Origin of the sequence: Brevibacterium spongiae (assembly GCF_026168515.1) — a bacterium.
Taxonomy (GTDB): domain Bacteria; phylum Actinomycetota; class Actinomycetes; order Actinomycetales; family Brevibacteriaceae; genus Brevibacterium; species Brevibacterium spongiae.
Genome location: NZ_CP093443.1, coordinates 1,078,143 through 1,101,903 on the forward strand (window position 1 = coordinate 1,078,143; position 23,761 = coordinate 1,101,903).

Below are 23,761 nucleotides of genomic sequence, written 5' to 3' on the forward strand. Positions count from 1 at the left end.
GCCGGAGGGATGGAACTGCGAAATCTGCGTGTGATAGTTCAACAATATGTGGACATTGCCGACGTCATCACGTGACGAGCGGGGCGAAGTCCAGTGCGGGGCCCGAGGTGCTTGTGCATGCTTCGAGTAAAGCCCATCCGTGCAATGGCAGTCAATTCGGGGCTTAATATTGAGACATGTTGAGAAACGCAGTTTTCGATCACCTCGTCATCGCCGTTCCTGACCTCGATGAATGTGTTGAGCAATCAAAGGAACTTCTGGGCTTGGCGCCGGACGCGGGTGGCGCACATCCCGGGCTGGGGACGGCCAATGCGCTGCTCGGCCTCGAGCTGGGAGCCGACGTGGCGCAGGCGCTCGGCGGTGGCGCCGGTCGCGAGGCGCTGACGTATCTGGAGCTCCTCGGGCCGGACCCCGAACAGGACCCGTCGCTGGCAGCATCGCGGTTGGCCGGCATCACCGCTCCTGCGGTGCAGAGATGGGCGATCCGTCCCGACGACTTCGACGAACTCGTCGCGGACGCTGACCGTTCACGAGAACCGCGCATCAGCCTCGGCGAGGTCCATGACATGACCCGACGAACACCGGACGGGCAGCTGCTGGATTGGCGGCTGACGAGGCGGACCCCGCTGGCCTGGTCGGGGATCCAGCCATTCCTCATCGACTGGAAGAACACCGAGCATCCGGCGAGCCGGACAATGCCGCGGGTCAGCCTCGAGAGGATGTGGGCCACGAGCAGCGACCCCGCAGCCGTCCGCGCCGTCTGGGACTTCTTCGGCATTGCCCTCGACGTCGAAGCAGGGGAGACTGATGGCCTACACGCTCTTCTGAAAGGTCCGGGTGGATCATGGACTCTCTGAACACCATTCCCGCAGAACTCGACCATCTCATCATCACTGTGCCCGACCTCGAGGCCGGGGTCGCCGCAGTGGAGGAGGCCACCGGAGTCCGCGCCGTTGCCGGCGGTTCACATCCGGGCCGGGGGACCGCGAACTATCTGCTCGGCCTCGCCCCGACAGGCTGGGCGGACGGCGCACACACGTACCTGGAGATCCTCGGCCCCGATCCGCAGCAGGAGACGCCGGCCGATGGCACCCTGCCGCTCGACGCACACCTGGCTGACGGACTGACCCTGCAGACGTGGGCGATCCATCCGCACGCCTTCCTCGCCAAGATCGCCGGCGCAAACACCGCGGGCATCGACTTCGGCGAGGTCCGCGACATGTCCCGGGAGACCGCCGAAGGCGAGCTCCTCGAATGGCGGCTGACCTCCCGCTCCCCGCTGCCGCATGACGGTGCGCAGCCATTCCTCATCGACTGGGGAGAATCCGTCCACCCCGCCGAGGCGGCCCTGCCCGCCCTCGAACTGCTCGATTTCCGTGTGGAATCCCCAGCGCCCGAATCGGCGCGGGACGTGCTCGAGGTCCTCGGGGCCGGCGACACCACAGTGGTGCAGGGGCAGAAGCCTCGTCTGCGTGCCCGCCTGCGCGGGCCCGGCGGCGTCCTCGAGTTCTGACATCGCCGAGAAACACATCCGGCGACTAGACTCGCAGTCGTGCTCAGTCGAACTCGTTCTGCCTCCCGCCCTGGCCTCCGCCGCCTGACTTCTCTCGCCGCCGTCTCGCTGTTCATCAGCCTCAGCGCCTGCGCTTCCGGCACCGAGTCGGAGACTCGACCGACGCCGAAGGCGGCCGAGACAACAGGCGCATCCGCCGGTCCGAGCGATCGGGCCAGCAGTCAGCCGAGCGATGACCCGACGGAGTCCCCGTCGCCGACCGAGACCGCGAACGTCGATGACGCGGGAGCCAAGGGCGTGACCGAGGCCGACATCGACATGAGCGGCAGCGGCGAATGGGACCGTCCGAAGAAGGAGACCGGCCCCAACCGCAAGGGTGGGAAGACCTTCAAGGTGGCCCTGCGCGTCGAGGATAACCTGCCCATCGACGTCGACGAGGCGGGCGACTTCATCATCCAGACACTCCAGGACGAGCGCGGCTGGCAGGACATGGACGACGTCTCCATCGAACTCGTCGATGAGGGCCAGGACACGATGATCTCGATCGCCAGCCCGGACACCGTTGATGAGATGTGCCTGCCGCTGCGCACCCTGGGCAAGCTCTCCTGCCGCAATGGACCGAACGTCATCCTCAACGCGAAGCGCTGGGTCTCGGCCACCGACGAGTTCGACGACATCGTCCAGTACCGCCATTACCTCATCAACCACGAGGTCGGACATGCGCTGGGCCATGGCCACGAATCCTGCCCCGGGCCGGGCAAGACCGCGCCGCTCATGCAGCAGCAGACGAAGGGCCTGCAGGGCTGCGAACCCAATGGCTGGCCTTCGAAAGGATAGTCCGGGAATAACTTCGCGTCGCCTCCTGTTGATTGAGTCGTATACGCTCAACTTTCAATGAGGAGGTCAGCTTTGGCCACATTCTTCGGACCCGCAGGTTCGGGCGGAGACTCGTTCGACGAGTTCCTCGCCCGCTTCCTCCAGGGACAGCACGGAGCCCGTCGCGGACGGTCCGTCGACATCAATCGCCTGCTCAGCAAGCGCAGCCACGAAGTCATCGAGGCCGCCGCGGAATTCGCGGGCAGGCACGGACAGTCCGAGGTCGACGCACTCCACATCCTGCGCACCATGGTCGACTCCGAACCCGGAATCTCCGCTGTGCGGCAGGCCGATGCCGACCCCGAGGCGATCGCCGGCAGCATCGAGGAGCGCCTTCCGGCCAGCACCGACACCGAGCCGGACTCCACACCCACGCTCACCGGATCCGCCCAGCGCGCACTGCTCGACGCCTACCAGGTCGCCCGTGCCTTCGGCTCGACCTACATCGACCCCGAACACATCTTCTTCGCCTTCGTGCTCAATCAGGAGATGCCCGCCGGACGGATCCTCGCCCAGGCAGGAGTCACGCAGGCAGCACTCCAGGCCGGAGCCGAAGCCGCCGAAGCCGGAATGCACCCCGGGCAGGGCGCTGACGGCGAGGACGGTGCGGAATCGGTCCTCGAGAAGTACGGAACCGATCTCACGGCACTCGCCGCCGAAGGCCGCCTCGACCCGGTCATCGGCCGCTCGGAGGAGATCGAGCAGACCATCGAGATCCTCGCGCGCCGGACGAAGAACAACCCCGTCCTCCTCGGCGAGGCAGGCGTGGGCAAAACCGCGATCGCCGAAGGGCTGGCTCAGGCCATCCACGCCGGCGAAGTGCCCAAACAGCTGCACGGCAAACGCATCATCTCCCTCGACATGCCGGGAATGCTCGCTGGCACCCGCTACCGCGGAGACTTCGAAGAGCGGCTGACAGGAGCGCTGAATGAGATCGCCGACGACGGTGACATGATCGTCTTCGTCGACGAACTCCACACGCTCGTCGGTGCCGGCGGCAACGGCGAAGCGAACTCGATGGACGCCGGAAACATCCTCAAACCACGCCTGGCCCGCGGCGATCTGCACATGATCGGTGCGACCACGCTCAAGGAATACCGGACGATCGAGAAGGATTCGGCGCTCGAACGTCGATTCCAGCCGGTGACCGTGGGCGAACCGAGTGTCGAAGACGCCGTGACGATCCTCGACGGACTGAAGGACCGCTACGCCGAATTCCACGAGGTCACGTACACGCCCGAGGCGATCCGCGCAGCCGTCGAACTGTCCAACCGCTACATCACCGACCGGTTCCTGCCGGACAAGGCCATCGACCTCATCGACCAGGCCGGTGCCCGGATGTCGCTGAAGCGCGGACCTGGCGTCGACATCGACGCGCTCAAGCTCAACCTCTCCGAGCTCGAGGCCGAAAAGAAGTCCGCGATCGAGGTCGAGGACTACGAACGTGCCGGACGCCTGCGCGATGAGACCGCCGAGGTGGCCCAGCGCATCGAGTCCGCGGAGAACCGTGAGGCGACCACCGAGATGACCGCCGCCGAGGCGATCATCGACGAACAGGAGATCGCCCAGGTGATCTCCCGCGCCACCGGAATCCCGGCGGCACGGATGACACAGAGTCAGAAGGCTCGCCTGGCGACCATGGAAGACGTCCTCCACGACCGGGTGGTCGGGCAGGACGAAGCGGTGACCGCGGTCTCACGCGCCATCCGCCGCAGCCAGACCGGAATGAGCGACCCGAACCGACCGATCGGCAGCTTCCTGTTCCTCGGCCCCACCGGTGTCGGCAAGACCGAACTGGCCAAGGCACTCGCACAGACCCTGTTCGATGACGAGTCCGCCATGATCCGCTTCGACATGAGCGAATTCGGCGAACGTCACACGGTCTCGCGCCTCGTCGGTGCACCTCCCGGCTACGTCGGCTACGACGAAGCCGGACAGCTCACCGAGCAGGTCCGCCGCCGTCCGTACTCGGTCATCCTCCTCGACGAGGTCGAGAAGGCGCACCCGGATGCGTTCAACCTGCTGCTGCAGGTCCTCGACGACGGACGCCTCACCGATGGTCAGGGGCGGACGGTCGACTTCCGCAACACCGTCATCATCATGACCTCCAACCTCGGTTCGGAGTTCATGTCCGGCAACCCGCTGGGCTTCAGCTCCGGCGACTCCGGGGATGCGGAGAAGGATCTCAAGGCGAAGGTCATGGGGCGGCTCAAGGAGTTCATGCGGCCCGAGTTCATCAACCGCATCGATGACACCGTGATGTTCTCCCGCCTCGACCGGGATCAGCTGCACGCGATCGTGGGACATCAGCTCGAGGCCTCGAAGCAGCGTCTGCAGGCGCAGGGCATCTCCCTCGATGTCTCCGCCGAGGCGCTCGACTGGCTCGCGGACAAGGGCTACGAACCCGAGTTCGGTGCCCGCCCGCTGCGTCGGGTCATCCAGCGTGAGCTCGACGACCGCATCGCCGATCTCCTCGTCACCGAGGCCGTCGATGAGGGCGGACGCATCCGCGCCGCCGTCGTCGACGGGGATCTCACGGTCACGCCCGAGACCACGCCGGAGACCGTCACCGCCTGACACCGAGGCGGCGGCCGGCCGTCTGGCCGGAGCTGACGCTGAGAGCCCGGGGCGAAGGATTCCGATCCTTCGCCCCGGGCTCGTTCGCTCCCGTGGGCTCGTGCCGTACGTCTGGCTCAGTCGGCGACGCGAGTATTCGTCTCCGACTGGTCCTCGTTCGCGCCGAGGAGGCGATTGAGGACCAGCCGTTCGCCGAGCGTCCACGTGGTCGTCGTCGCGAGGTAGAGCGCGGCGGCCAGGGGCACGAAGAGTGCGAAGATCGCGGTGAGGAAGGGCATGAAGCTCAGCGTCTTCATCACGCCCGAGAGGTCCGGCATCTGTGGAGCATCTGATCCGTTTCTGCCGGCCGCCGGGGCCGCGGGCGTCTCCGGGGTCGCGGGTGTGAGCAGGTGGCGGGAGAATCCTGCGACGACGGCGATGAGCACGACGAGGACGAGGTAGACGGTGATCGCGGTGCCGGTCAGGTCCCCGGCGCCCAGCAGCTTCACGAAGCTCGTGGACAGGGGGAGCCCGAACAGCGTGTGCCCGAGCAGGTCGTTGGCGTGCCCGCCGATCGTGGCGTTGATGAACAGCCCGTAGACGGCCATGAGCACCGGTATCTGCGCGAGCACCGGCAGGCACCCGGCGAAGGGAGAGGCGTTCTCCTCCTTGTACAGCTCCATGAGTTTCTGCTGCATGAGTTCGGGCTGCTTCTTGTATTTCGTCTGCAGCGCGCTGATCTTCGGCGCGAGCCGCTTCCGGGTGATCCCGGCCCTGACCTGAGACACTCCGACGGGGATGAGCACGGCACGGACGAGGACGGTGAGCACGATGACGGCCAGCGCTGCGCTGAAGCCCCCGGCCAGGGGTTCGAGGAAGGAGCTGATCGCTGTGACCACCGTATAGGCGGCTTCGACGAGCAGGCGGATGGGCAGGAATTCGTAGATGTTCATGAGGTGATGTCCTTGGGACTGGGCGCACTCCGGCGCGGGTCAGATGGGCCGAATGGGGCCATCACCGTGACGATGTGAGAGGACACCTCACCTCAGGGGCGAATGCTCGACGGGGACTGTTTCCCGCGCCGAGGTGGTCGACCGTTCCGGTCGGCAGATGCAGAGGCGTCGTTCAGGCGATGGCGCAGACGACCCGTGAGGGTGCTCTGGCCAAAGCGGTGCCAGGAGTGCCCGGCTCCTCGGGCATGCTGAATTCGCGGATGCTCCGACGCGTATCAGGAAGCGACGGCGCAGGTGCAGACAGCGACAGCACGCGCAGCAGCGCTGCGCCCGCCCATGCGGCGATCGGCGTCAGCAGCGCAGCGCCGAGGAGAGCCAGGACGATGAGATGAATGGGGGACTGGGGGACGACCGAATCGAGGTCGGCCGAGAGCACGACGACGAGCAGCTGCAGTGTCAGCCACACATTCGCCATCATCTCGTCCCCTTCCAGACCCCACGATGCTAACACGCGGGCCTGAGCGGATCGCCCGGTTCTAGGCCTCGGCGAGGTCCGGATCCCGGGCGAGACGGACGAGCGCCGCCGCGAAACCCGCGAGGTCGTCGCCATCGACGAGAGCGGCCAGCTTCTCGTCGTGCTCCGGCAGCCCGGACGTCTTCGCACCCTTGCGGACGAGCGGGTCGAAGGCAGGCCTCACCGAGGGCCAGACCTGCTGGACCTCCCGGAGGAAGATATTCGCCCCGGTCGGGCCGATCCCGGTGAATTCCTGGAGGAGCCGCGCAATCCGACGAGGCTGCCCGTCGGCCTCGTCACGCAGCTTCCGCAGATCCCCGTCCCACCGGTCGATGAGCAGATCGGCGGCCTCGGCCAGGCGGGTGGCGGTGCTCTCGTCGTACCGTCGATACCCGCCGCGGCCGAGCACCTCGACCCGCTGTTCCCAGGTGCTCGCGCGCAGACGCTGCGGCGTCCTCCACTTCGCTGAGAACAGCTCCCGCGCGGTCGACAGCGCAATATCGGAGCTGATGCGTGTGGACAGGAGCAGACTGAGCACGAGCAGCTGCCACAGCGGGGCAGGCTTGTCCCGGAGGGTGATCGCGGCCTCGGCGGCGAATGTGGCGCCGTGGGCATCGATGAGGTGGCGGGCCCGCTCTCGCTGTGTGCTCATGCCGCCGATCCTAAGTCTGCGCCCCGCCGACGGGTCAAGAGCTCCGGAGCCTCAGGCGCCTCGGGTGATCTGAGCGCCGATGGTCGTCTGCTCACAGCGGCAGGCATCTGCGCGGAGCGGATTCGTGTTCCGCCACCGCGGACCGACTGCCAGAGTGGCCGCATGAATACATACACCCAGCCGCCCACACTTTCGGACATCGACGAATCCGCGCCGCCGACGATCCCCGAATCGCAGCGAATGCTCTACGCCTACCGCTCCGTCGTCTTCAACGGAGAGCTGCGCGACGAGAACGGGATGGAGATCATCTCCCGCCTCGTCCTCCTCTCCGCCGAGGACCCGCGCTCCGATATCCACCTGTGGATCAACTCACCGGGCGGATCCGTGCCCATGATGCACGCGATCGCCGATACCATCGCCACCCTGCCCAACGACATCGTCACGATCGCTTTCGGGTGGGCCGCCTCGGCGGGGCAGTTCGTCCTGTCCATGGGCACCCCCGGCAAACGCCTCGCCCTGCCCCACGCCCGCATCCTCCTCCACCAGGGATCGAGCGGAATCGGTGGGGCTGCGGCCGACATCGAACTCCAAGGCGATGACTTGCGGGCAGTGCGCGATTCGGTGCTCACCCGCATCGCCAAGGCGACCGGACAGACCTATGAGCAGGTGTTCGCCGATTCGCTGCGGGACAAATGGTTCGACGCCGAGGCGGCCCGCGACTACGGGCTCATCGACGCCATCCTCACCGACCCCGCCCAGCTGCACGCCCAGATCGGAGGAGCCCGATGAGCCAGTACACGATTCCCAATGTCGTCGACCGAACCGGCGGCAGCGAGAAGATCGTCGACGTCTATTCGCACCTGCTCGGAAACCGCATCGTCTACCTCGGTGTGCCCATCGACGACGGGGTGGCGAACACGATCATCGCGCAGCTGCTCCACCTCGACGCGAGCAGCCGGGACCTGCCGATCAGCATGTACATCAACTCCCCGGGCGGATCATTGACGGCGATGACCGCAATCTACGACGCCATGAGCCACATCGGATCCCCCGTCGCGACCACCTGCATCGGGCAGGCCGCCGCCGATGCGGCCGTGCTTCTGGCCGCCGGGGAACCCGGGCAGCGGTCCATGCTCGCTCATGCTCGGGCCGTGCTGCGCCAACCGCACGCCGAAGGGGCCAGAGGCACGATCCCCGATCTCATCGTCGCCGCCGACGAGATCGTCCGACAGCGCCGAGAAGTCGAGGGGATGCTCGCTCACAGCACCGGACGGACCCCGGAGCAGATCCACCGCGACCTCGACCGGGACCTCGTCCTCGACGCACAGGCGGTACGGGAGTTCGGACTCATCGACGCCATCGTCTGAGCGTCGTACTCCCGCCGAGGTGGACGACAGTACTCCCGTGGGACGACGACGCAGGCGGGCGAAGGTCGCTACGATCGAGAGATGACACCGGAGCGCCGTGATCGACGCGAGCGCGGCAACGCAGACTCACGGCGCGCACCACGACGGCTCGTGCTGCTCACCGTAGCCGCGCTCGTGCTGCAGCTGCCGTTTGCCCTGTGGGTGGCCCTCCAGGCCGAAACCGCGCCGAGCGCGAGCACCGTGCGCATCGGCGCAGCGGTCGTCTCACCGGCGCTCTTCTTCCTCATGGCACGGTGGGCCGGGCCTCGCGTCGCTGCGCTCGCGGCTCTCACACTCCTCGACATCCTCGTGTGGGCGGCAGTGTCTCCCTCGATCTCGATCGGAGGCATCGATCATGGGCCCGGAAACGGTCCCTGGGGTGAACGAGGGCCGTGGGCACCGGCCCTCGCCGGGGAGGAACTGACGCCGTTCTATGCCGCATTCCTCTTCTCCGTCGTCGCGGCCATGGCCCGCGGCCGTCAGCTGTGGGCGATCGCCTCAGCGGCCGGAGTCTGGGCGGGTTCCCTGCTGCTGGGTCCTGTGCTCGGGATCGACTGGTCGGTCGGGAGGGTGGTCTCGGCGACGATGGGCCTTGCCATCGCTGTGGGCATCGGCGCGTTCGTCCGCCGTCGCCGGGAGTTGGGCCGACAGGCGGAGGCTGAGCAGCAGGCACGCCACGCCGAGGTGATCCAGGCCGAGCGGCTGCGCATCGCGCGGGACCTCCACGACGTCCTCGGACACGCACTGTCTCAGATCAACGTGCAGGCCGGCGTCGGCGAACACCTCATCGACCGCGATCCCGCGCAGGCCCGTTCGGCGCTCGCCGCGATCAGGGAGCTCAGCCGCACGGGACTCAACGAGGTGCGCACCGTGCTGCATACGATGCGCTCGGACACCGGAACCCCGGCCGCACCGGGATCGGCTCCCTTTGCACCCGTGCACGGAATCGATGACGTTCCCGCGCTCGTGGCCCGCCTCGCCGGATCCACCGAGATCCGTCTGAACGATCGGCGCAGCACAGATGCGACCGGAGCACCGGAGAAGCCGGGGCAGTCCACGGATGCGGCCGCCTTTCGGATCATCCAGGAGGCGCTGACGAACATCTCCAGGCATGCGCAGGCGGACACCGCGCAGATCACGATCGAACGGCGGGCCGGACGGCTGCAGGTGACGATCAGCGATGACGGCACAGGGATGTCGACCAGCGCCGAGGGGGCCGGGATCCTGGGCATGCGCGAGCGGGCGAAGCTGCTCGGCGGAACGCTCGGCATCGCCTCGGCGGGGGAGGGCGGAACAGTCGTCAGCGTCGACCTGCCGTGGAGCGCCGACGACGCAGACGCACCGGCGGCGCCGGAACCGCCAGGGACACCAGAGACACCAGGAGATGAGGCGCAAGCATGACACCGATCAGGGTCGCGATCGCCGATGACCATCAGCTCGTACGGGCGGGCTTCGCCTCGCTGCTGGGCTCCGAAGACGATATCGACGTCACGATCGAAGCCTCCGGCGGGGAGGAGCTGCTGGCCGAGCTGAGGCGGGCCCCTGTCGACGTCGTCCTCATGGACATCCGCATGCCCGCAGGCGACGGCCTGTGGGCGACCGAGGAGATCGCCGCAGATCCGCGCCTCGACTCGGTCCGAGTCGTGCTCGTGACGACCTTCGGACTCGACGAGTACATCGTGCGTGCCGTGCGCGCCGGGGCCAGCGGATTCCTGCTCAAGGACACCGATCCTGTCGACCTCATCCGCGCCGTACGCGTCGTCGCCGCCGGCGACGCGCTGCTCTCACCGGAGGTCACAAGATATCTGCTCTCCCGCATGTCGCTGGGGTTGAGGGCGGAACCGAGCGCGCAGCTGAATGTGCTCACCGACCGCGAACGCGAAGTCCTCGGCCTCGTCGGGCAAGGGGCCACGAATGACGAGATCGCCGCAGAGCTCGTGCTCTCGCCGCTGACCGCGAAGACCCATGTCTCGCGCATCATGACCAAGGTCGGTGCCAGAGATCGCGTCCACCTCGTCGTCCTCGCCTACGAATCAGGCCTGGTGTCCCCGGGCTGGCTGAGGGAGGGGTGAGGCATGCTCCCGACGGAGCAGGGCAGGTGACTCCTGCAGGGGGATTCGCCGGGGTTGGAAAAGGCGTGTGATTGTCCTCAGACCCACGAACCGCGTGGACACCGCTCAAGGAGGCATCATGCACATGGAACACGGACCGCTGGCCTGGCCGTTCTTCTTCCTCATCCCGATCTTCTGGGTCCTCGTCATCGGGCTCATCATCACACTCATCGTCACCCTCAACCGTCGCCGCTGGCGGCAGGCCGGTGGACCGCCGTGGGTGAATGCAGCAAGGGAAGGATCCGAGAGCGCCGAGGCGACCCTGGCCGAGCGTTTTGCGCAGGGGGACATCGAGGAAGACGAATATCGCGCTCGACTCGAGGTTCTGCGGGCGAACCGCCTCGAAACCGGGAACGGCTGAGAGTCCCGGGCCGCCGCTGGTCGGCTCAGGCCGCCAGAGCGAGCCGCATCTGTCCCGCACTCGGGTGGGACGGTGCGGCTTGCGTCATGCCTGCGGCGGCGAGTACGAGCACCTGCGGCAGCTGCAGTCCGAGCACGACGGCGACGGCCTCGATGACCTCCGACGACGGGTCCTTCAGGCCGCGTTCGATCTCGGAGAGGAACTGCGTCGAGACCCCGGAACGGTCAGAGACCTGAGCCAGGGTGAGCCCCAGCTCTGTGCGGCGAAGTCGGATCGTCCGGCCGAGCGCCTCACGCCACAGCGGCGGAGGTGTCGGCGTGTGCGGGAGGATACGGGTCATGGTCTGAGCCTAGATCCCTGGCGGCCGCCTCGGCGAGGGTTTCTGCTCTGAGCAGATGCCGGACCAAGATGCGAACAGGTGGGCCGGACCTGATCTCAACGGATGCGTCGAACGTGAACTGAGTCACAGGTATTGCGAAACACGCATCGAGTTAAGTTAGGCTGTCCTACGTTCATGTCGAGGAGTCGTTGCGGCTCCGACCACTGTCGAAAGGACAGGAATGTCAGTTCCTCACAGCCGCCGTGCTGTCATCGCCGGAGCCATCGTCGCTCTCTCCCTCACAGCCACCGCCTGCGGTCAAGGGTCGCAGGCCTCGGAGGAGGCCGGTTCAGCGAACTTCGAGACCGTGACGATCAAGCATGCGCTGGGCGAAGCGGTGATCGAGGCAGAGCCCGAACGCGTCGTCACCCTCGGCCAGGGGTCGACGGAGACCGCGATCGCTCTGGGCAAGACGCCGGTCGGCACGGAGGAGTACGCCTGGGGATCGGATGAGACCGGGTACATGCCGTGGATCTACGAGGCTGTGAAGGACAAGGGCGAGAAGCTGCCCGAACAGTTCCAGGGCGACACCGAACTCGACGTCGAAGCCATCGCCGAACTCGAACCCGATGTCATCCTCGCCCCCTGGTCGGGAGTGACCGCCGAACAGTACAAGCAGCTCGACGCGATCGCACCGACCGTGGCCTACCCGAAGCAGCCGTGGACGATCGAATGGGACGAACAGATCACGACGATCGGCAAGGCACTCGGCCAGGAGGAGGAGTCGGAGAGCCTCGTCAAGGACATCAAGAAGCAGCTGACCGAGGCCAAGCGGGACGAGTACAAAGACCTCACGTTCTCCTACGTCTACAACTCCGGCCCCGGGACCCTCGGCGTCTTCTACCCCAGCGAGCAGCGCGTCGCCATGGTCTCGGCGCTGGGACTCACTCCCGACCCGGTCATCGAGGAGCTGAAGAAGGAGTACGACGAACCGGGCACGGACTCGGCGCTCATCGGTCTGGAGAACGCCGATAAGCTCAATGACTCGGACCTCATCTTCACGTTCTACTCCGACGCGAAGAACAAGAAGGAAGTGGAGTCCCAAGGACTGTACGCGAACATTCCCGCGATCAAGTCCGGTGCCGTCGTGGCATCGGAGGATCAGGCATTCGTCACCGGATCCTCGATCATCAACCCGCTCACCGTGCCGTGGACGCTCGAGCGCTACGTGCCGATGATCGACAAGGCAGTGAAGAAGCTCGACAAGTAAGCAGGCGGAGAAGCTGGGCGCTCTCAGTCGAGGGCGCTCAGCTTCTTCCATTCATCCCAGCTGTAGACCCAGTCCGAGATGTCGCTGTCGTCGGTCGACAGGCTCACCCCGGACCCGGTGATCTCGACGGGATCGCCGAAGATCGCGGAGTCATAGTAGCGCTTGGCCCGCTCGGTCGTGAGGTTGATGCAGCCGTGGGAGACATTCTGCGAACCCTGGACTCCTGCCGACCAGGGGGCGGCGTGGATGAATTCGCCGTTGTTGTGGATGCGCACAGCCCACTGCACATCGGTCTCGTAGTCCCACTGCTCGGATGTCATCGTATAGTCGGCGGCCTTCGACATCACGACATGGGTGCCGTTGTACGACGGTGACTTCGGGGCGCCCAGCGAGGCGGGGAAGTCCATCACTTCCTTGCCGTCGCGGGTCACGGTCATACGGTGCGTCTTCACATCGGCCTTGACGACCTGCTTGCGTCCGATCTCGAAGTCGAGCGTGAGGTCGTTCTGCCCCACACTGTTCTCACCCGTCGGCACGTTCTTCAGCGGCACATCGACGGAGACCTTCGAGTGTGCGGGCCAGAACTCCTTGGGGCGGAAGTGCAGGCGGGACTGAGGGTCGTCGTAGAGCCAACCCCACGAGCCCTCGACCTTGCGCTTCTTGCCGTCCTCGTCGGTGACCGACACCGAGAGTCGACGTTCGACGTCGTCGCGGAACTCCTTGGACACGGTCGAGCCGAAGTTGAGGATGATGGGGGCAGCGACGCCCACTGTCTGATCATCGGCGAGGGTCGTGCGCACAGACATCGGTGCGCCATCGGTGGCGCCGACGCTCACTGTGGTCGTGAGATCGACCTCCTCGCCGTCCGATGTCGTGGCGGTGGCCCGCACCGTGTACTCACTGTCGGCGACGAGATCGTAGGTCGAGATCCAGGCGGAGGACTCATCGGGGGCGGTGACCGCCTCGGCATCGGTCTTCTTCGACGTCGACGCGGACTCGGTCGTCGGGGTCGAGCTCGGGGACGAGGAGCCGGCCTGGGCATCCTCGTCGGCCTTGAGGCTCTGGCCCTCGGCGTCGAAGAACGTGCCGTGGTCGGCTGAGATGCGGGGGTGCTCTTCCTCGGTCAGCGTGATGTCGGTGAGGGTGGCGTTGTCGACTGCGATGCCGATCCGCTGGCCGGCCTCGAGGTCGAGTGAGTCGCCGGACTCGACGACCTCGCCGAAGTCCTTGCTGTCGGGGATCGCCGAGGGGGAGGTCGCATCGCCGCTCGGCGAAGCGGTCGAGGCGGAGTCCTCGCCGGGCTGGGCGGTTGAGGTCGGCTCGGACGTCGAACCGGATTCGGCTGCGTCATCGGTGACCGAACCGATCCGGAACGCGGGTTCTTCGGCCGCCTCGGCGGTCTTCGCTCCATCGCGGGTCGCGTCAGGGTCGGAGCTCGACGGCGTGCATGCCGTGAGCAGAGCCAGCGTCGAAAGGGCGGCGACGGCCCCTTGGATCTTCGTGGACAACAGGGGAACCTCGTTCGAACACAGGGATGAGTACTGCGAATAATGACTGCGGACAATGGTAATGAAGCCAAATCACGAAAGTATTAACGCACGTGCATTTCCATCCCGCTTTTACGCGGCTGCAGGGTTGCGCCGGTCGGGCTGACCTGGGCCGACAGGGGATAAGGGGAGTTGTGGAATTGTGACCTTGGGGGAATGAGGACTCCCCGTGCACCCGCCAGAGCTCGCTTACCCTTGCTGCCTTCCGGCCCTGGGGGAGTTCACAAGATGACGCCGCACGGGGAGCCAGCGACCAGTCTAGTCGAGAGCGACCTCGGCACACAAAACGAGTGGTCGGGACCACGTACTCGCGGGGCTCAGCCTTTATCGAGGCGACCCTGCTCGATCCATTCCTGTTCTTTTTGGACCCATTCATTGTCCTCGGGGAAGTCCTCGGGGCCGTTGACGCGGCGCACCTCGATCTGGGATCCGGTCTCCAACGGTGCCTTCTTCGCCCAGGTGATTGCCTCGTCTTGCGTGGCGACATCCACGATCCAGAACCCGTTGAACAGCTCCCTCAGGGTGCCGTATGCGCCCGTGGTAGAAGTGGGCTCGGTCCCGCTGAAGTCGACGACGGCACCTTCAGAAGGGTCGGCCAGTCCGGCTCCGTCAGACAGGACGCCGGCGTTGACCATCGATTCGTTGAAGGCACCCATGGCAGCGATCATCTCTTCGAAGTCCGCTTCGGCCATGCGCTCGACTGCGGCTTGATCGACGGTGCGCATGATGAGCATGAATTTCATGGTGACTCCTTGGTCAGTGCTGTGGCCGAGCGTGCCCGGATGAGGCCATCGCGTGCGGTGTTCAAGGCAAGCGTATGCCGAAACTCTCGCCCTGGGGAGTCACTCTCGCGGCGTTCGGTGCAGATGCCACGCACCGGCACCGAAGATGATGCTCAGCAGGATCTGGGTGAGGCATGTGAGGGAGAACGCGACGTCGAAGCCGAAGGCGTCGGTGAAGGTATGGAAGAGCGCCCCAAGGAGGGCCACTCCTACTGCGATCCCAGCCTGTTGCATGGTCGCTATGAGTCCGCCGCTCAAACCCGCGAGTCGATCCGGGACAGCGTTCACGACCGTGCCGACCAGAGGGCCGAACTGCAGGGCCTGACCCGCACCGAGGATGAGACCGGGAACCTGGAACCACAGATGCCAGTCGGTGCCCGTGCTCACCGAGACCCACGCGATGCCGAGGAGCCCGGAGATCTGCAGCCCGGTGCCCAGCAGCATCGTGCCCGGGCCCGACAACCGAGCGACGATTCTGGGCACGTAGAGGGAGACGATGAGGAAGGCGGCGGCGAAGACTGTAAGAGTCAAGCCCGAGACGTAGGCGGGATCGACGTGGCCGATCTGGGAGACCAGTGAGAAGTCGAAGAGGAACGAGCCGAACCCGGCGAAGAAGATGAAGGCCATGGCCATTCCCACCCATGCGGCGGTAACACTGACTACCTGAGGCGGGATGAGCGGATGACGACCGGTCGCCTCAGCGGTGTTCTGCCAGACGGCAAAGGCTGCGAATCCGAGGGCACTGACCAGCAGAAGAACGGCGGGCAGAGGCAGCCATCCGGTGACGGGTCCCAGTGCCAGCCCGATGACGAGGCAGATCATGCTCACGCCCAGCAGGGTCGCTCCTGGCACATCGAGGGATTGGGCCTCCGAGCTGCGGGATTCGGTCAGGCGCAGTGACCCGAGGAACGCCGCCGCTGCAGCGACACCGCAACTGAGGAACGCAGCTCGCCAGCCCCATGTCTGTCCGAAGGCGGAGATGAGTCCGCCGCCGAGGACCTGACCGCCGACGGTGCCGAGTCCTGAGAACGCCCCGAAGAGGCTGATGGCTTTCAGACGTGCGGCGCCGGTCAGAGAGTGCTGGAAGCTCGCGAGGATCTGCGGCATCATCAGGGCCGCGGCCAGCCCCTGGGCGGTGCGGGTGACGAGCAGGGTTCCGGATTCCGGGGACAATCCGACGGCAAGTGAGGTGATGACGAGCAAGCCCGTGCCGAGTGCGAAGAGTCGGCGCCGACCAAAGCGATCGCCGATGCGTCCGCAGTGGATGAGCCCGGACGCAAATGCTGCGGAGAACAGGCCGACGACGAGGGCGGAAGTCGAATCATCGGCCCCGATTCCGGCCTTCACGGCGGGGACCGCGACGTTCGCGACGGAGAACATGAACGTGGCAAGGAGCGCGCCGAGGTGGAGGGGCCAGAGGACGGGGGCAGCGGACCCGGCGGTGGCTGCGGGACCGGCGGCCGCCTCGGCGATGGATGGGGTCGGTGCAGTCGTCGGTTCGGATGCAAGCTGATCAGGAGTTCTTCGCATGGCTCCAGTCTGAGTCGGGCGGCGGGGGAGCGGGAGGGCGTGTCGATGGTGTTGGTGGCACCACCTGGCTGAGCGCGGTGCAAGGGTGGAAGAGCCTCAGCGTCGGGCGGACAATGGAGCCATGGCACACGTAAGAACCGAGGAGCTCGGACGATTCCTGCGTTCGCGACGCAACCGGGTGCGCCCCTGTGACGTCGGTCTGGCAAAAGGCACCCGGCGCAGGGTGCCGGGGCTGCGGCGCGAAGAGGTCGCTGTGCTCGCGAACATCGGCACCAGCTGGTACACCTGGCTCGAGCAGGGTCGTGAGGTCCATCCGTCGGAGTCGGTGCTCGAATCCATCGCCGAGGCGCTCCTGCTCGATCGTGAGGAGCGTGCCCATCTCTTTTCGCTCGGCGGGTATCCCGACCGGGTGGCGAACCCCGGGGATTCGGCGGTCGGTGAGCAGATGCGCACTCTCCTCGATGAGCTCCTGCCGCTGCCGGCCATGGTCACCGACCCCCGGAACACTGTGCTCGCGTTCAACCCGGTGCAGCGGTATCTCGCCTCCGACCTCGAGGAGTTCGCTGCGGGGGAGCGCAACTGTGCGATTCAGACGTTCGAGAACCCCGAGTGGGAGAAAGCGTTCCGCAGCGACGAGGGGCACAAGTCGCAGCTCGTGGCGAAGCTGCGGGCTGCGTATGCGGAGTCGATCGACGACCCGGAATGGTCACCGCTGCTCGCACGGCTGCGCAGGCATCCGGAATTCTGCCGAGTCTGGGATTCAGGTGCTGTGGGACGGTCTGCCGGACGGGTCAAGAAGATCGAGAACCCGTATGTCGGCACCCTCGCACTGACGATGACGACGATGATCGCCCAGGAGAACCAGCGACTGACGCTCTCGGTCTACCAGCCCGTGGACACGCTGACGCGGTCGCGGTTGGAGACCCTGCACGGGTGGATCAACGACGGCAGCATCGAACGCAGACGAGCCGAAGTGCTCGCCGGGTCTGCTGAGGCTCCTGTTCACCTGCGGATCGTGTGATGGTTCACATTCGGCCACAGTGATTTCGCATTGTCGTCACGACTCGGATAAGCTGGCTCGCGGAGGATTCGCCTAGTGGCCTATGGCGCTCGCCTGGAACGCGGGTTGGGTTAACGCCCTCAGGGGTTCGAATCCCCTATCCTCCGCCACAGAAGTCCCGGTCCCGCAGAATCTGCGGGCCGGGACTTCGTCGATTCACCGACTGGCATGTCCCCTGCGTGCCCGACTACATACCGTTGGTGGCAGCACCTACCATCAGCGGCTTCTCCTACAGGTGCCCCAGCATCCCGCACCGTCAGCGGCGAATCCACCCGTTGCACCGGGGTGTTTTGCCGCCGACGGTGGCGGGTGCACTGCAGACGCGCGACTGTCCCCGTGGCCGCAGCCCCGCGGGCTGTGGTCCTCGCGATACCGGACAGCCAGGCGGCGTCGCGAGCAAGTCAGATGACGGTGTATGGCGAAGTGCGTCATTGTGACGGCGTGCGTCGGCGCGCGAAATCACCGCCCGCGATGTGGTGTGCGTCTCAGTAGCCTGGCACCCACACACTGCTCATACCAGTTTCGATGGGAAGGGACACTCCATGACGAACATCCACGCGAACCCGATCTACACAGGCGAACCCGAAGACCTCAAATTCGCCTACTGGGTGCCCAACGTCTCCGGCGGCCTGGTCGTCTCGAACATCGAGCAGCGCACCGACTGGGGCTACGACTACAACGTCAAGCTCGCCCAGACCGCCGAGTCGGTCGGCTACGAATACGCACTGAGCCAGGTTCGGTACCTCTCGAGCTACGGCGCCGCCCAACAGCACGAATCGACCGCCACCTCACTCGCGTTGGCCCTGGCCACGGAGAAGCTCAAGGTCATCGCCGCCATCCACCCCGGCATCTGGGAACCGGCAGTGCTCGCGAAGTTCATCCTCACCGCCGACCAGTTCACGAGGGGCCGGACCGCGATCAACGTCGTCTCCGGCTGGTTCAAGGACGAATACACCCGCCTCGGGCTGCCCTGGCTCGAGCACGGGGAGCGCTACCGCCGGTCCGCGGAGTTCATGGAGGTCGTCCGCAAACTCTTCACCGAGGCGAACGTCGAGTACCGCGGCAACTTCTACACCGTCGACGACTTCACCCTCCGCCCCGGCCCCTACCCGGTCGAAGGGCGTCCGCACCCGGAGATCTTCCAAGGCGGCAACTCCACCGCGGCCCGGATCAACGGCGGCAAACACGCCGACTGGTACTTCTCCAACGGCAAGGACTTCGACGGTTTCCGTGAGCAGTACGACGACGTCACCGAGGTGGCCTGTGCCCACAATCGCAAGGTCCGTTTCGGACTCAACGGGTTCGCCATCGTCCGTGACACCGAAGCCGAAGCCCGTGAACAGCTGCGTGAGATCATCGCCAAAGCTGATGAAGGCGCTGTCGAAGGATTCCGGAAATCCGTGCAGGAGGCCGGAGCCTCGACTGCGGACAAGAAGGGCATGTGGGCGGACTCGAGCTTCGAGGACCTCGTGCAGTACAACGACGGGTTCCGCACCCAGCTCATCGGCACCCCGGAACAGGTCGCCGATCGGATCATCGAATACAAGAAGCTCGGCGTCGACCTCATCCTCACCGGGTTCCTCCACTTCCAGGAAGAGCTCGAGGCCTTCGGCAAGACCGTCATCCCGATCGTGCGCGAGAAGGAAGCCGAACTCGTCAATCAGGGACTGCTCACCCCCGCGGGCGTGTGAACCTTCGGAGAGATTCCCTCAGGTCACGCGAAACTCGGAAAAGTCGTCACCAGCGACGACTTTTTAGAGTTTCGCGTGACCCGAGTTCGGTCTGCCGCGGTGGGGCTGCCTAGTTCGGTCTGCTGTGGGCAGCCGGAGTGTGAGGCGCGTCGAGGCGCGATCCGCTCACTTCACGCTGAACGACGCGGACTTGAGTCGCAGCTTCGACCGCAGCTGATCTCCCGTACGGCTGGCGGACTTGCCCGCCACCGAGGTGGCCTTCACCGTCTTCACCAGACCGGACCCGGTCTTCGTCACCGACAGCGACCGGACGTCTGCCAGCCCGAATGCCCGCGCCATGTCGGCCTGCTTGATCGTCACCGACCATGAGGCGTTCGGGTTCTTCGCCGAGGCGTATTTCGACGGGGAATCATCGACCGAGACCAGGTAGGGCACGGTCGAACCCCACACTTCGGCGGCGGAATACGTCTTGCCGCCTGCAGATGACGAGTACACAGCGTCGATGAGGCTGTCCTTGTAGGTGACGACACGAGCGGACTTCACCGTCGAACCGCTCATCGTCTGGGTCGCGGCCACGGCCTTGCGCCAGGGGCCCGAATCGCTCGCGTTCTCATGAGTCCACCCGAGGAAGCGCTGCGAGGCCACCTCGTCGTAGACATTGCAGCCGCATGCCGGTTTCGCGGCACCGAGGTTGCGGTAGGCGTAGGTGCGGGAGGCGATCGCCTGGCTGCGCAGGGCCTCGGACTGCCACGATGCGGGCATCTCGGCGATTCCGGGCAGGTACTCCTTGTTGAGGCCCAGCACGTTGATGACATTGAGGGTGCTCTTCAGCTGACCGATCTCGAGGCGTCCGTGACGGTAGGTTCCGGTCGCGCCGTTCTGCGCTCCGCTGACTGACACTGTCGTCGCCGAGGATCCCTTCCAGTAACGGGTGCCCTGCCATTCGACGATGAGCTTCGACCCCGAATAGCTCTTCGATCCGATGGTCGCCTTGACCGAGCCGGACGAGGTGCGATCGATCGTGATCTTCGACCCCGACTCGATGGTCTTCGACCCGACCTTGACCCGCAAACGACCGGACCGAGGAGTGACCGTCACCGACTTCTTACCTGTCAGCAGCTGCACCTTGAGACTGGCGTCAGCGTTCTTCGTCATCGTCGTGACCTTCGACCCGGTGTAGTAGTGCTGAAGGATCTGCGTCGAGGTCTTCCCGGCTGCTGCCATTCCGCGCGCCCCGTACTGGCTCATCCCGACCCCGTGGCCGAATCCCGAACCCGTGACCGCGAACGTCGCCGGTGCCTTCGCTGTCTTAGTCAGCTTCACCTTCGCCCCGGACTTGGCCGTCCACACGATGAGGCCGTGCTGGAACTTCTGCCGGGTCTCCGACCCTGACCGGTATTCGCTGCTCGTCGGGTATCCCAGGGCTCCGCGCTCCCAACCGGACTTCTTCCACGCCGTGCGGATGGCACCCCATGTGGCATGTGCTCCGGTGGCCTTCGTCCAATGGATGCTGCCGTGTTTGAACGACTGATAGCAGCCCTTCTGGATCAGTGTGCACCGTTGGGGACCCACTGCCGGGCCGAGCTTGCCGGCGTTGCCGCCGAGTGATTTGTGCTTCGTGCCGATCGCCCCGGACGTCGCATACGCGGCATGTGCAGGAGGCGGGGCGATGAAGAGAATGAGGAGGAACCCGATGAGCAGTGCCGCGAGGGCAGGAGTCGTCGCCTTGACGAACGGGGAAGCTGGCATGAGTAGATCATAAGCGCGGCTGTCAAGATCTTCGGTGACGAACAGAAGAACTCCCCGAAACGATTGTTCCGGGGACTTCCTCACCGACCCTGCGGGGTCGGGACGGATCATTCCTCGCCGAGGTGGTCCCACCTCGGCGAGGGAGACGTCGTTCCTGGTCAGCTCAGCTTTTCGGCGATCGCTTTGTTGAAGGCGTCGAGGTCGCCGGGGTTGCGGGAGGTGATGAGGTTGCCGTCGATGACGACCTCCTCGTCGGTCCAGTCGGCACCGGCGTTGATGAGGTCGGTCTTCGTCGAGACGAACGACGTCAGCTTCCGCCCCTTCGCCACTCCCGCCTCGGCGAGGATCCACGGGGCGTGGCAGATCGCGGCGACCGGCTTGTCGGCGGCGAAGAAGGCCTTGACGAGCTCGACGGCGTCCTCATTCAGGCGCAGGGCGTCGGCATTGAGGGTGCCGCCGGGCAGGACGAGGGCGTCGAAGTCATCGACGGAAGCCTCGGTGACGGGAACGTCGACGTCGAAGGTCTTCGCGTGGTCCCAATCGCCTTCCATCGCCTGCAGGGTTCCTTCGGAGGGGGAGACGATGGAGGTCGTGGCGCCGGCCTCGTCGAGGGATGCGCGGGGGCTGGTCAGTTCGACCTGTTCAACGCCGCTGGTCAGCAGGAATGCGATCTTCTTGTCTGAGATGGCCATGATGGTGCTCCTTTTCTCTATCTGTGTTCTCTGTCAGTCGGAAATGCTGTGTGACGCGCGCGAGCCGGTTCCTCAGCTGAGGTGGGCGCGCTGCTGATCGGTCAGCGGTTTCGCGGGAAAGCGCAGCAGCACCTTGCCCGCAGGGTGGGCGGTGAGCAGATGCCGGTAGGCGTCCTGGACCTCGTCGGCGTCGAAGACTCGGGCGATCGGGACGTGGATGTGGCCATAGGCGATGGCCTGGCCGAGCCAGACCATATCGTCCCGGCGGGCCTTGGCCTCACCGGCGATGCTCACCCCGTACGTCTCCGCGACCGTGGGGCCGGCCCCGATCGAGACGATGCGGCCTGCCGGAATACCGAAATCGAGCATCCCGGTGATCTCGTCCTCGCCCTGCGTCGAATACGCGGCCTGGACCCCGTTCGGGGCCAGCGCGCGGACACGATCCCACAGCCCCTCGCCGTAGGTCACGGGTTCGACGCCGAGGCTGTCCAGCAGAGCGTGGTTGCCGGGGCTGGCGCTGCCGATGACCCTCGCGCCGAGGTTGCGGGCCAGTTGGGCGACGATGATGCCGACGCCGCCGGAGGCTCCGGAGACGAAGAGGGTGTCGCCCTCGCTCAGGCCCAGGGCGCGGATCCCGGCCACGGCGGTGCGTCCGGCGACGTAGAGTCCACCGGCGGTGTCGATCCCGAGACCGTGCGGGATCTTATCGAGGCGTTCTGCGGGATCCGGGATGAGCAGCTGCTCGGTCTGAGCCTGTTTCGGCAGACCGCCGTAGACGAGGTCTCCGGGTGCGAAATCCGCAACGCCCTCGCCGACAGAGGCGACGACACCGGAGAAGTCGACGCCGTTGCCGGAGGCGGATTCGACGGTGCCGAAGCGACCGCCCTGGAGCATCTTCCAATCCAGGGGATTGAGCCCCGCGTAGAGGACGGTGACGAGAACCTGGCCGGGACCGACGTCGGGTACGGGCACCTCGGCGAGGTGAAGCTGATCGATGTCGCCGTTGGAGGTGTATTGGACGCGTCTGCTCATGCTCTGCTCCTGATCTGTGGACGACTCAGTTCAACTGGCAACTCAGTTGGGTCGGGGCCCTGGCCTGCGCCGGTGCCCACATCGGCGTCAACACTGGAGGAGGCGAACTTGTTCCGAGACGTGAACGACCGCACTCCCCGGGCCGAGGTGACCAGGGGAGTGCGGTGGGGATGCGCGGCGCTCGAGGCGAGCGGGTCGCGGGACGCTCGAGGGGAGCGATTCGGGGGAGCCCAGCGTGGGCCGCAGCGACGCAGACCGGATTCGGCCCGCGGCTCAGAGTCGGCAGATCAGAGCCCGCAGATCCGAGCCAGCGGCTCAGATGTTCGGGAATTCGAGGCTGTAGCCGATGCCGGACTGCGAGGCCGAGGTGATCTTCACGGTGCCGTAGTGGTTTTCGCCGGCAGCCGTGACGGTGCAGTTCTGCGAGCCCCGGTGGGAGAAGATCCGCAGGTCCGAGGAGCAGTCGACCGTGTCGACCGTGGTGCCCTGCTTCGCGTAGGCGTGCTTGATGTCCTTCTCGAGCACATCGGCGGGGATCTTGCCGTTGCCGTCGGCGTCGAGTTCGACCCCCTCTTCACCGATCCGCGGGCCCTGGTAGCCGTCGTTCGTGCCGGTCGATGATGAGGAGCCGTTCGAGGTCGATGATCCGGAATCACTCGCCGAGGTGGCGCTGGACGAATCCGTGGAACCGGAGCTGCCGGTGGTGCCGTTATCCGTCGTGCCGTTGTCCATCGCGCCGGTCGACCCCGATCCATCGGTGGCGGAGTCAGAGGTGGAGCCCGTCTCCGATGCCGGTTCTTCGGCAGTGGTCTCGGTGTCCTCCGTGTCTTGGGTCGGCTGACCCTGGGCCTGCTGGCCTTCCTGCTCCTGGCCCTGGCCCTCCTGCCCGAACGAGATGTGCATGTCGCAGGCCGAGAGCGTGAGAGTCGCTGCGAGCGCTCCGGCAACGGTGATGGTCTTGAGAAGAGTCTGGGCCTTCATGTCTGCTCCTGGGCTCGTGTGCTGAGAATCTGTCGTTGTTGCTTACATGACGAGTCTTCCAGCGCAGGCCCGTGACCAGGGCTGATTTGTGTTCGGAGCCGGTGACGCATGTTCCAGGACGGACACATCGGCCTATTCTGGGACTGTGTTGCCGACCTCAGTCGAA

Annotated in this window: 23 protein-coding genes, 1 tRNA gene and 1 other RNA gene; 13 read left to right on the forward strand and 12 right to left on the reverse strand. The window is 65.8% G+C overall.

Annotation, left to right across the window (positions count from 1 at the left end; genetic code table 11):
• Positions 1–176 precede the first annotated feature (176 nt).
• The 4 genes from L1F31_RS04725 to L1F31_RS04740 all read left to right on the forward strand — a co-directional run bounded on the left by L1F31_RS04725 (position 177) and on the right by L1F31_RS04740 (position 4,966).
• Positions 177–857, forward strand: a complete 681-nt coding sequence (locus L1F31_RS04725; protein WP_265419522.1) for a VOC family protein — start codon at positions 177–179, stop codon at positions 855–857.
• Positions 845–1,513, forward strand: a complete 669-nt coding sequence (locus L1F31_RS04730) for a VOC family protein (RefSeq protein ID WP_265419523.1) — start codon at positions 845–847, stop codon at positions 1,511–1,513. Before L1F31_RS04725 ends, L1F31_RS04730 begins: the two co-directional genes overlap by 13 nt.
• 39 nt (positions 1,514–1,552) lie before the next feature.
• Entirely contained in the window at positions 1,553–2,350 is a 798-nt protein-coding gene (locus tag L1F31_RS04735) for a DUF3152 domain-containing protein (RefSeq protein WP_265419524.1), read from the forward strand.
• Between the two features lie 72 nt (positions 2,351–2,422).
• Positions 2,423–4,966: an ATP-dependent Clp protease ATP-binding subunit gene (locus L1F31_RS04740; RefSeq protein ID WP_265419525.1), complete on the forward strand. Its 2,544-nt coding sequence runs from the start codon at positions 2,423–2,425 to the stop codon at positions 4,964–4,966.
• A 116-nt stretch (positions 4,967–5,082) separates the two neighbouring features.
• Here the strand turns inward: L1F31_RS04740 and L1F31_RS04745 are convergent, their stop codons facing one another.
• From L1F31_RS04745 to L1F31_RS04755, 3 genes are all read right to left on the reverse strand, one after another.
• The gene (locus tag L1F31_RS04745; protein WP_265419526.1) at positions 5,083–5,898 is read right to left on the reverse strand and encodes a YidC/Oxa1 family membrane protein insertase; all 816 of its coding nucleotides are present in this window, start codon (positions 5,896–5,898) and stop codon (positions 5,083–5,085) included.
• A 172-nt stretch (positions 5,899–6,070) separates the two neighbouring features.
• Positions 6,071–6,376: a hypothetical protein gene (locus tag L1F31_RS04750; protein ID WP_265419527.1), complete on the reverse strand. Its 306-nt coding sequence runs from the start codon at positions 6,374–6,376 to the stop codon at positions 6,071–6,073.
• A 58-nt stretch (positions 6,377–6,434) separates the two neighbouring features.
• Entirely contained in the window at positions 6,435–7,064 is a 630-nt protein-coding gene (locus L1F31_RS04755) for an endonuclease (RefSeq protein WP_265419528.1), read from the reverse strand.
• 162 nt (positions 7,065–7,226) lie between these two features.
• On the opposite strand from L1F31_RS04755, the gene L1F31_RS04760 reads away from it, so the two are divergent.
• The 5 genes from L1F31_RS04760 to L1F31_RS04780 all read left to right on the forward strand — a co-directional run bounded on the left by L1F31_RS04760 (position 7,227) and on the right by L1F31_RS04780 (position 10,942).
• Positions 7,227–7,853 carry a ClpP family protease gene (locus L1F31_RS04760; protein ID WP_265419529.1) on the forward strand — a complete coding sequence of 209 codons (627 nt, stop codon included), beginning with the start codon at positions 7,227–7,229 and terminating at the stop codon, positions 7,851–7,853.
• On the forward strand, positions 7,850–8,431 hold the full coding sequence (locus tag L1F31_RS04765; protein ID WP_265419530.1) for a ClpP family protease: 582 nt from the start codon (positions 7,850–7,852) through the stop codon (positions 8,429–8,431). The genes L1F31_RS04760 and L1F31_RS04765 overlap by 4 nt, the downstream gene beginning before the upstream one ends.
• Before the next feature lie 81 nt (positions 8,432–8,512).
• Positions 8,513–9,871: a sensor histidine kinase gene (locus tag L1F31_RS04770; RefSeq protein WP_265419531.1), complete on the forward strand. Its 1,359-nt coding sequence runs from the start codon at positions 8,513–8,515 to the stop codon at positions 9,869–9,871.
• A complete protein-coding gene (locus L1F31_RS04775; protein ID WP_265419532.1) occupies positions 9,868–10,542 on the forward strand; it encodes a response regulator transcription factor in 675 nt (224 codons plus the stop codon). The genes L1F31_RS04770 and L1F31_RS04775 overlap by 4 nt, the downstream gene beginning before the upstream one ends.
• Before the next feature lie 118 nt (positions 10,543–10,660).
• Positions 10,661–10,942, forward strand: a complete 282-nt coding sequence (locus L1F31_RS04780; protein WP_265419533.1) for an SHOCT domain-containing protein — start codon at positions 10,661–10,663, stop codon at positions 10,940–10,942.
• Between the two features lie 25 nt (positions 10,943–10,967).
• Here L1F31_RS04780 and L1F31_RS04785 read toward each other — a convergent pair whose 3' ends face one another.
• On the reverse strand, positions 10,968–11,282 hold the full coding sequence (locus tag L1F31_RS04785; protein ID WP_265419534.1) for a helix-turn-helix domain-containing protein: 315 nt from the start codon (positions 11,280–11,282) through the stop codon (positions 10,968–10,970).
• 220 nt (positions 11,283–11,502) lie between these two features.
• Between L1F31_RS04785 and L1F31_RS04790 the strand changes: the two genes are divergently transcribed.
• On the forward strand, positions 11,503–12,531 hold the full coding sequence (locus L1F31_RS04790; RefSeq protein ID WP_265419535.1) for an iron-siderophore ABC transporter substrate-binding protein: 1,029 nt from the start codon (positions 11,503–11,505) through the stop codon (positions 12,529–12,531).
• Positions 12,532–12,554: 23 nt separating this feature from the next.
• On the opposite strand, the gene L1F31_RS04795 is transcribed toward L1F31_RS04790, so the two are convergent.
• From L1F31_RS04795 to L1F31_RS04810, 4 genes are all read right to left on the reverse strand, one after another.
• Positions 12,555–14,039, reverse strand: a complete 1,485-nt coding sequence (locus tag L1F31_RS04795) for a L,D-transpeptidase (RefSeq protein WP_265419536.1) — start codon at positions 14,037–14,039, stop codon at positions 12,555–12,557.
• 194 nt (positions 14,040–14,233) lie between these two features.
• Positions 14,234–14,329: signal recognition particle sRNA small type (ffs, locus tag L1F31_RS04800), an RNA gene on the reverse strand.
• Positions 14,330–14,395: 66 nt separating this feature from the next.
• Positions 14,396–14,821 (reverse strand): YciI family protein, encoded by a 426-nt coding sequence (locus tag L1F31_RS04805; RefSeq protein ID WP_265419537.1) that lies wholly within the window; start codon positions 14,819–14,821, stop codon positions 14,396–14,398.
• A gap of 99 nt (positions 14,822–14,920) precedes the next feature.
• Positions 14,921–16,390, reverse strand: coding sequence for an MFS transporter (locus tag L1F31_RS04810; protein WP_265419538.1), 1,470 nt, complete (start codon positions 16,388–16,390; stop codon positions 14,921–14,923).
• A 121-nt stretch (positions 16,391–16,511) separates the two neighbouring features.
• Between L1F31_RS04810 and L1F31_RS04815 the strand changes: the two genes are divergently transcribed.
• The 3 genes from L1F31_RS04815 (at position 16,512) to sfnG (ending at position 19,141) form a co-directional block, all read left to right on the forward strand.
• Positions 16,512–17,411, forward strand: coding sequence for a helix-turn-helix transcriptional regulator (locus L1F31_RS04815; RefSeq protein ID WP_265419539.1), 900 nt, complete (start codon positions 16,512–16,514; stop codon positions 17,409–17,411).
• Positions 17,412–17,472: 61 nt separating this feature from the next.
• Positions 17,473–17,560, forward strand: a tRNA-Ser gene (locus L1F31_RS04820).
• Between the two features lie 432 nt (positions 17,561–17,992).
• Positions 17,993–19,141 (forward strand): dimethylsulfone monooxygenase SfnG, encoded by a 1,149-nt coding sequence (sfnG, locus tag L1F31_RS04825; protein ID WP_265419540.1) that lies wholly within the window; start codon positions 17,993–17,995, stop codon positions 19,139–19,141.
• Positions 19,142–19,306: 165 nt separating this feature from the next.
• Here sfnG and L1F31_RS04830 read toward each other — a convergent pair whose 3' ends face one another.
• The 4 genes from L1F31_RS04830 to L1F31_RS04845 form a co-directional block, all read right to left on the reverse strand.
• Positions 19,307–20,890 (reverse strand): SpoIID/LytB domain-containing protein, encoded by a 1,584-nt coding sequence (locus tag L1F31_RS04830; protein WP_265419541.1) that lies wholly within the window; start codon positions 20,888–20,890, stop codon positions 19,307–19,309.
• A gap of 158 nt (positions 20,891–21,048) precedes the next feature.
• Positions 21,049–21,582 (reverse strand): type 1 glutamine amidotransferase domain-containing protein, encoded by a 534-nt coding sequence (locus tag L1F31_RS04835; RefSeq protein WP_265419542.1) that lies wholly within the window; start codon positions 21,580–21,582, stop codon positions 21,049–21,051.
• 72 nt (positions 21,583–21,654) lie between these two features.
• On the reverse strand, positions 21,655–22,614 hold the full coding sequence (locus L1F31_RS04840) for an NADP-dependent oxidoreductase (protein WP_265419543.1): 960 nt from the start codon (positions 22,612–22,614) through the stop codon (positions 21,655–21,657).
• A 315-nt stretch (positions 22,615–22,929) separates the two neighbouring features.
• A complete protein-coding gene (locus L1F31_RS04845) occupies positions 22,930–23,595 on the reverse strand; it encodes a hypothetical protein (RefSeq protein ID WP_265419544.1) in 666 nt (221 codons plus the stop codon).
• Positions 23,596–23,761 lie beyond the last annotated feature (166 nt).